Here is an 8,517-nt window from a genome sequence, read left to right as displayed (position 1 = left end):
GGAAATAACTGTAATTTTCTCCCTTTTCAGCATCAATTAAGCCAGGCATGCCAACACTGCAGCCAATAAACTGCCTATGCTGAATACCTGCCGATTTTAAGATATCCTGAAGGTGTGTACGTAAAATATTGAAAAAATCAGTCCTGCTTTTTGAAATAGGCACTGAAATGGTTTTAACATCCAACACAAAATTATAATTGTTGTCAATAATGGCTATTTTGGTATGAAATAATTCAATGTCTATACAGAGAATCAGAATCTTTTTATCCTTTAAACGATAAAGGTCGGGTTTTCGCCCCCCAATAGATAAACCATAGCCCTTCTTTTCTATCCAGCCTTCATCAATAAGGCCAAGCAGAAGCTTCAGGATACTCGGCGTACTCATTTCCATAATTTCACATAAAGTAGAAACTGAAGATGCCCCTAAATTAAAAAGGTATTTTATGAGCTTGTGTTTTTGGATCGACTGCTTATCGTTAATATCTGACGTTAGGTTATTTAATAGACTAAGATTCATGTCGTTAATTGCACTATTTCGATAAATATAGATAACTTCTATTAAAAATTTATTAAAGTTTTTTTAATACGTAAAGAAATCAACGATGTTTTGTCTTTACAATAATTTCTTATTAACATTAACCTTGTAATTTTAATCTAACCAGATTGGTAAACACTATGTTCCAGCACCCTAATGCTTTTGGAACCAAACTATCATATAAGTTTTTACAACACCAAGAAACAAATGAAAACTAAAGAAGAACCACAAAATGAACAAAACACCAGACGCGATTTTATCAAAAAATCTGCGATTGGCCTGGCAGCATTTACCATTGTCCCGAGGTATGTATTGGGCGGACAAGGATATCTTGCCCCAAGCGATAAATTAACCAAAGCCGTAATAGGTGTTGGCGGAATGGGCAGAGGCCATTTTGGCTACGAAGGTACCCAGGTAGTAGCCATATGTGATGTTGATCAGAACCACCTTAAACAAGCAGCATCAATGTTAGATAAAGGTGTAAAAACATTTAGTGATTATAGAGAACTGATACAATTACCTGAGGTAGATATTGTACACATTGCTACCCCGCCACACTGGCATGGTATAATGGCTGTCGATGCTGCCAATGCAGGAAAAGATATTTGGTGTGAAAAACCAATGACACATACCATAGGCGAGGGCAAAAGGGTGGTAGAAGCGGTAAAACAGCACGGTAGAATGTTTAGGTTAAATACCTGGTTTAGGTTTAAAGATACCTTTTACGGAATGGGCACTACTGTAAAACCGATTAAAAAATTGGTAGATAGTGGTATGCTGGGCTGGCCATTAAAAGTAACCGTAAGTAAACATACCGGCTACGACTGGAAATTTTATTGGGTGGGCAAAGATCATTTAGAACCTCAACCCGTACCGCCAGAATTAGATTATAATGCATGGTTAGGCCCTGCACCATATAAGCCTTACAATGCACACCGTGTTCACCAAACTTTTAGAGGTTATTGGGATTATGATGGTGGTGGATTAAGTGATATGGGACAACATTATATCGACCCGATTCAATACTTTTTGGGTAAGGATGATACCAACCCAATTTCTGTAGAGGTTGATGCACCACAACAACATACCGATGCGGTAGGCATTTGGCGCAGGATTACCTATACTTATGCCGATGGCTGCCAGATTATTTTAGACGGTGAAGGTAAAGATACCAATGTACCTTATATAGAAGGTCCAAAAGGTAAATTGTATCCGGGTTTTAAATCTGATATTCCTGATCTGGAACGTAAACTGGCGCAATTCCCTGATCCTGATCCGGAGATTGTAGAATTTTCAGAATCAGTAAGGACGAGGAAAAAATTCGCTTTAAATGAAGAGAACGGACACCGTTCATGCAACATTGTAAATATTGGTTTGGCTGCCTTAAGATTGGGAAGATCGTTAAAATTCGACCCGGTTAAGCAAGAATTCGTAGATGATGAGGCTGCTAACAGATTGATTAATCCCGTAATGCGTGCACCATATTCTATTTAAAACATCTCAAATACAAACCATCATGAACAAAAAAATATTATTGGTGCTGCTAGCCATTGTAATGCTTACAAATGCATTATTTACGGTAAGGGCCCTGGCTCAAGATAAAAAAGACGAGAGAACTACAACCACACGTATTGCCGATTTATTGGCACAGCTACCCGCTAGAAATGCTGACCAGCTAGAACGCAATATGAAAGAAGTGGCCGATTTAGGGGAAGAGGGTTAYGTAGCCTTAATTAGTGGTTTAACCGCTTCTGAAAAAGGAAACAACGCCCTTATTGAGTATGCGGTCGGTGGTTTTACTGCTTATGCGACCAAAACTGGTCAACAGAATTTAAAGAGTATGGCTATCAGCGCTTATTGCAAAGCGTTACCCAAACTAACCGATAAACAGAACAAAGCATTTATCATCAGTCAGTTCGATTTAGTAGGGAATGATGCTGCGGTAGCCTGTTTAACAGATTATCTTGCTGACGAACAACTGGCTGACGAAGCATCGAGAGCACTGGCCAAAATTGGCACAGCCTCTGCTACAAATGCATTGGTTAGTGGCTTGAGTAAAGCAAACGGCAAAGCAAAAATTGCCATTGTGGAAGCATTGGGCCATACTAACGCTAAAGCAGCAGCTACAGCTATTGCGCCATTAGCTACTGGAACAGATAAAGCATTAACCAAGGTAAGTTTGTATGCCCTGGCAAATATTGGCGATGCATCTGCAAAAGAAATTTTGGTAAAAGCTGCTGAACAAGCAGGTTATAAATACGACCAAACCAATGCGGTTGCAGCTTTATTGGTTTACGCCCAGAAAAACATAACAACAGATAAAACTGGAGTAGAAACAATTGCCAAAACAATATTAGAAAAAGCAACGGCTGACGATCAGGTAAACGAACGTACTGCGGCCTTAAAATTACTTTCTGCAACACAGACCGATCAACAGGCTTTGTTAGCTGCAATGGCCGATAAACAGTTTGAATTTCGTGCGGCTGCGGTTAAATTCGCTGCTGCAGGTGTAAATGATACCAATAGTGCAGTCTGGGTAAGCCAGTTAAAAAAGGTTGATGCCCCAACCCAGGTTTCTATTTTAGACATGCTTGGCAATAGCAAAGCAAAATCTGCATTGCCCGCCGTACTCAAACTAATTAAAAGCGACGATGAGCAGGTAAAACTGGCTGCAATTAACACCGCTGTAAAACTTGGACAGGAAGAGGTTATAGACGACCTGCTGAAGTTAATGGGCAAAGGAGATACAGCAGATATTGCCGGCATTTCTAATGGTATTTTAAGAATAAAAGGCGAAAGTGTAGCCAATAAAGTTGGCGCTTATCTTCCGAAAGCTAAACCAGAAGTACAGGTTGCCTTGATTAATATTTTAGCTGCCCGTGCAGCAACAAGCCAAACGGAAGTTATTTATACTGCATTAAACAGTAAAAAACCTGAAGTACGAAAAGCAGCATACCTTTCATTACAACATGTAGCAGTAGCTGAAAATAAAGCGCAATTATTTGATCTTTTAAATAAAACCACCGATGCCGGTGAACTTACTGCTGTACAAGATGCCATTATTGCTTCGGTAAAAGGATCAACAGATAAAGCGGCACAAACCAATGCCATTCTTCAGCAAATGAGCAATACACCTGCTGATAAGAAATTGTTGTTTTATAAGGTGCTGGGCAGTTTAGGTGGCCAGCAATCGTTAAAATCGGTGTTAGAAGCGTATGCCACAGGCGATGACGCCACCAAAAAAGCTGCAATTGAAGCACTTTCTTCATGGTCGGATGCAGGCGCAACGGATGCATTGATCAGCATTGCGCGTACCACCACCAATCCAGACTTTTTGAACCAGGCGATTGTGGGTTACCTAACTTTAGTAAGAAATACAAAGTACCCAGCTGAGCAACGCTTACTATTGTTGCGCAATGCGATGGCAGTGGCTAAAACACCAGCACAACAACAGCAGATTCTTAAAGATACCGAACAGGCAAAATGTTTTAATGCGATTGTATTTGCAGGTCAGTATTTAGATAATGCTACTTTACAACAGGCTGCGGCAAACGCGGTGATGAATATTACCATGGCCGGAACTTACAATGGCGACATTGTAAAAGGCTTGTTAAATAAAACCATTGCCGTAATTACCGGAGGCGATGCCGGTTATCAGAAAGAAGGTATGCGGAAGTATATTTCTGAGATGAAAGCTGGCGAAGGCTTTGTTCAGGTTTTTAACGGCAAAGATTTATCCGGCTGGAAAGGATTGGTGGCCGATCCGATCAAAAGATCAAAAATGGATGAAAAAACCTTAGCCGAAGCGCAAGCCAAAGCTGATGCCGAAGCAAAGGAAAGCTGGAAAGTGATCAACGGCGAACTACAGTTTCAAAGTCATGGCAATAACCTTGCTACCGTTAAAAAATATGGCGATTTTGAAATGTTGGTAGACTGGAAAATCATCGACGATAAAAAAGGAGAAGGTGATGCGGGTATTTATCTCCGCGGTACGCCACAGGTACAGATCTGGGATCTTGCCCGTACAAAAGTGGGTGCCCAGGTTGGGTCTGGTGGTTTGTACAACAATCAAACGAATGAAAGTAAACCGCTTAAAGTAGCCGACAACAAGTTAGATGAGTGGAATACATTCAGAATCTTAATGAAAGGCGACCGTGTTACCGTTTATCTGAACGGACAATTGGTGACCGATAATGTGATTTTGGAGAATTATTGGGACAGAAGTTTGCCGATCTTTGCAGAAGAGCAGATCGAATTGCAGGCGCATGGATCGCCGGTGGCTTACCGCGATATCTATATCAAAGAAATTCCCCGCCCAAAACCTTTTGAGCTAAGTGTACAAGAGAAAAAAGAAGGTTATAAAGTATTGTTCGATGGAACCAATATGCACAGCTGGACAGGTAATACTACTGATTACGTTATCGAAGATGGAAACATCGCTATCCGTCCAAAACCAGGTAAAGGATCAGGCGGTAACTTATTCACCAAAGAAGAATTTAGCGATTTTGTTTATCGTTTCGAATTTCAGTTAACGCCAGGTGCAAACAACGGTTTAGGAATCAGGGCTCCTTTAGAAGGTGATGCTGCTTACGCCGGTATGGAATTGCAGATACTGGATAATGATGCGCCAATTTATAAAGACTTGAAAGTGTACCAGTACCATGGTTCGGTTTATGGCACTATCGCTGCCAAAAGAGGGTTCTTAAAGCCTACCGGAGAGTGGAACTACGAAGAAGTAATTGCCAAAGGATCGAAGATTAAAGTGATTTTAAACGGCACCGTAATTTTAGATGGCGATATCGAACCATTTAAGAAAAACGGCACGCCAGATCATAAAGAACATCCGGGTTTATTACGTGAAAGTGGGCATATAGGCTTCTTAGGTCATGGTTCTCCTGTTCAGTTCCGCAACATCAGGATTAAGGATCTGAGCAAGAAAGAGACAGATCAAAAAGAAACTGATACAAAAGTTACAGGTAAAAAGAAATAAGTTAAATTTAGCATTATAACAGGTTGAATAATGATAGAAGATAAGGCAAATTCGAAAACAGAAAATTCGAGAAGAAACTTTATTAAAACAACAGCACTTGCTGCCGCTGGATTTATGATTGTACCCCGCCATGTGTTGGGTGGGCCAGGTTTTCTGGCGCCAAGCGATCGTTTGCAATTGGCTGGAATAGGTGCAGGTGGAAAAGGAGAGGGCGATATTGCCAGTATTGTTAGGGGAGGAAAAACAGATGTTGCTTTTTTATGCGATGTAGATGATAGAAGAGCTGCAAATTCTCTAAAAAACTTCCCAAAGGCAAAATATTACAAAGATTATCGTGAGTTATTGGATAAAGAAGGTAAAAACATTGATGCCGTAACGGTATCAACACCCGATCATACCCATGCACAAATTGCCATGGCAGCTATGCAATTGGGTAAACACGTGTATGTGCAAAAACCTTTAACGCACGATATTTACGAAGCCAGAATGTTAACGGAAGCCGCAAACCGCTATAAAGTGGTTACGCAGATGGGTAATCAGGGTGCTTCGGGCGATGGGGTAAGAAGACTTCAGGAATGGTACGATGCAGGCAGGATAGGTAAAGTTCATACCGTTTACTGTTGGACTAACCGGCCAGTTTGGCCACAGGGAATCTCATGGCCAAGTGGAAAAGCCGAAATACCGAAAGAACTCGATTGGGATTTGTGGTTGGGCAGTGCTCCATATAAAGAATATGTAAATAAACTGGTTCCCTTTAACTGGAGGGGATGGTGGGATTACGGCACCGGAGCCATTGGCGATATGGGCTGTCACTTGGTAGAGCCTCCTTTTAGGGTGTTAGGCCTGGATACCCCAATCAGCGTAGAATGCAGCGTAGGCAGTGTATATGTTGATGAATTTAAACGTGCCTATTTGCCAGAAAGCTGCCCGCCATCAAGCCACGTCATTTTAACCTTCGCCAAAACCCCAAAAACCAAACACGAGGTTCAGGTGCATTGGATGGATGGAGGCATTAAACCGGAACGTCCAGAAGAATTGGGGCCTAATGAAAGCTTCGGCGATAACGGTGTGCTTTTTATTGGCACAAGAGGTAAGATGATCTGCGAAACCTATGGTAAAAATCCAAAGTTGTTACCACTCTCGCGCAACGAATCAGATAGAACGAAAATCACTATCCCGCGTATCGTTAATCAGGAAGAAGGCCATTATACTCAATTTGCCGAAGCCGCCATTGCTGGTTATGGAAAAATGGAACTGAGCTCGCCATTTGAAATTGCCGGACCACTTACCGAAACTTTATTGATTGCTAATCTCGCCATTAGAGGAACAGATGTACAGCGCAGAGATGCAGCTGGCAAAATCAGTTACCCGGGCAGAGATATCAAAATGCTTTGGGATAAAGTAAATATGAAGGTGACCAATTTTAACGAGGTAAATCAATTTGTGAAACGCGAATACCGTAAAGGCTGGACGTTGGGCGTTTAAGATTTAGTATGTCGACAGAAAATAAGAATTTAAAGGTATTAGTAGTAGGCTGTGGCAATATGGGTGCTTCCCATGCCACAGCTTATCACACCTTACCCGGTTTTGAAATTTGCGGATTGGTTTCTACCGGTAAAAGCAAAGAAAAGCTTAATGAAAAATTAGGTGGACAATATGATTTGTATACTGATTTTTATGAGGCACTTGAAATAACCAAACCAGATGCCGTTTGCATTTCTACTTATCCCGATACACACGAAGCTTATGCCATAAAATCTTTCGAAAATGGTTGCCATGTGTTTATCGAAAAACCATTGGCCGATAGCGTAGAAGGTGCAATAAAGGTGGCAGAAGCTGCTAAAAAAGCGAATAAAAAGTTATTAGTGGGTTATATCCTCCGCTATCATCCTTCATGGGAGAAATTTACAGCGCTCGCCCTGGAAATGGGAAAACCTTTGGTGATGCGTATGAACCTGAACCAACAGAGCCATGGACCTAAATGGATGGTGCACCGTAACCTGATGAAAAGTTTAAGCCCAATTGTTGATTGTGCCGTTCATTATATCGATATTATGTGTCAAATGACCCGATCGAAGCCTGTACAGGTGAGTGCCATTGGTGCCAGGCTTACTGACGATATCCCGGAGTGGAATTACAATTACGGGCAGCTGCAAATTCGTTTCGAAGATGGTTCTATCGGTTGGTACGAAGCTGGCTGGGGCCCGATGGTGAGTGATAATGCTTTTTTTATTAAAGATGTTTTTGGTCCAAAGGGATCAGTATCTATCACGGCTAAAAAAGCAGGTGCAGCCGGAAACTCTGATAACATTGATGCGCATACCAAAACCGAATCGATTAAAATACATCATGCCGATTTAGATGCCAATGATGAATTCAGCAAAGCTGATGAATGGGTAGACCTTACCGATGAGCCCGATCATCAGGAACTGTGCAACCGCGAGCAACGTTATTTCTTAAAAGCCATTACAGAAGATATCAATTTAAATGACGCTACTGAAGATGCTGTAAACAGCTTAAGGATTGCTTTTGCCTGCGATGAATCGGTAAAAACAGGTGAAATGATCAGGTTAGAATAAAATTCTTCCTCGTCATTTCGATTGCTGCGGTCGTCCTGCTGAACTTGTTTTATTAGCAGTTTTTATTGTTTTAAAGGCCTAATAGCTACTTCGTGGTCAGCATCTATGTAGCTCGAAAATAATATAGCGGTCACTCCGGCAGAAAACATGTCTGTTATTGCAGAATTAAAAGCGCCAGAGGTAGGTAGTCTTCAAACTACTCACTTCATCTTGAAGGTTACCGATAACGGAACACCCCGGCTAAGCCTATATAAAAGAGTAATTGTAACCATTCTTCCAAAGTAATGAACGATAAAAACAGGGCGTTTTTACTTAAGAATTGTGTTTTTTATTCGAATGTTGAAGAAGATTGGGATCAATACCAAAAGTTGTGGAGTAGTCATTTTTAAGCATACAATTGAGTTAGCCTGTAT

At 41.2% G+C, this 8,517-nt stretch carries 5 protein-coding genes and 1 pseudogene; 5 read left to right on the top strand and 1 reads right to left on the bottom strand.

The window, feature by feature from the left end; translation table 11 throughout:
• Positions 1–517 (bottom strand): annotated as a pseudogene (locus AC1DPQ_RS10250) (hypothetical protein); the annotation flags it as partial.
• A 225-nt stretch (positions 518–742) separates the two neighbouring features.
• On the opposite strand from AC1DPQ_RS10250, the gene AC1DPQ_RS10245 reads away from it, so the two are divergent.
• The 5 genes from AC1DPQ_RS10245 (at position 743) to AC1DPQ_RS10225 (ending at position 8,389) form a co-directional block, all read left to right on the top strand.
• Positions 743–2,029, top strand: a complete 1,287-nt coding sequence (locus AC1DPQ_RS10245) for a Gfo/Idh/MocA family oxidoreductase (protein ID WP_477578349.1) — start codon at positions 743–745, stop codon at positions 2,027–2,029.
• Positions 2,030–2,051: 22 nt separating this feature from the next.
• Entirely contained in the window at positions 2,052–5,525 is a 3,474-nt protein-coding gene (locus tag AC1DPQ_RS10240; RefSeq protein WP_477609118.1) for a 3-keto-alpha-glucoside-1,2-lyase-like domain-containing protein, read from the top strand.
• 30 nt (positions 5,526–5,555) lie between these two features.
• Entirely contained in the window at positions 5,556–7,010 is a 1,455-nt protein-coding gene (locus tag AC1DPQ_RS10235) for a Gfo/Idh/MocA family protein (RefSeq protein WP_477584921.1), read from the top strand.
• Between the two features lie 8 nt (positions 7,011–7,018).
• Positions 7,019–8,104 carry a Gfo/Idh/MocA family oxidoreductase gene (locus AC1DPQ_RS10230; RefSeq protein WP_477609116.1) on the top strand — a complete coding sequence of 362 codons (1,086 nt, stop codon included), beginning with the start codon at positions 7,019–7,021 and terminating at the stop codon, positions 8,102–8,104.
• Positions 8,105–8,227: 123 nt separating this feature from the next.
• Positions 8,228–8,389 (top strand): hypothetical protein, encoded by a 162-nt coding sequence (locus tag AC1DPQ_RS10225; RefSeq protein ID WP_477584923.1) that lies wholly within the window; start codon positions 8,228–8,230, stop codon positions 8,387–8,389.
• Positions 8,390–8,517 lie beyond the last annotated feature (128 nt).

The organism is Pedobacter sp. 01T416_2 (assembly GCF_056398925.1).
This window is presented reverse-complemented; position numbering and strand designations above follow the sequence as displayed.

What these genes read in the sequence shown, in the direction of transcription:
- AC1DPQ_RS10230 (WP_477609116.1), top strand. Translation starts at nt 7,019, where the DNA reads ATGTCGACAGAAAATAAGAATTTAAAGGTATTAGTAGTAGGCTGTGGC.
- AC1DPQ_RS10245 (WP_477578349.1), top strand. Translation starts at nt 743, where the DNA reads ATGAAAACTAAAGAAGAACCACAAAATGAACAAAACACCAGACGCGAT.
- AC1DPQ_RS10235 (WP_477584921.1), top strand. Translation starts at nt 5,556, where the DNA reads ATGATAGAAGATAAGGCAAATTCGAAAACAGAAAATTCGAGAAGAAAC.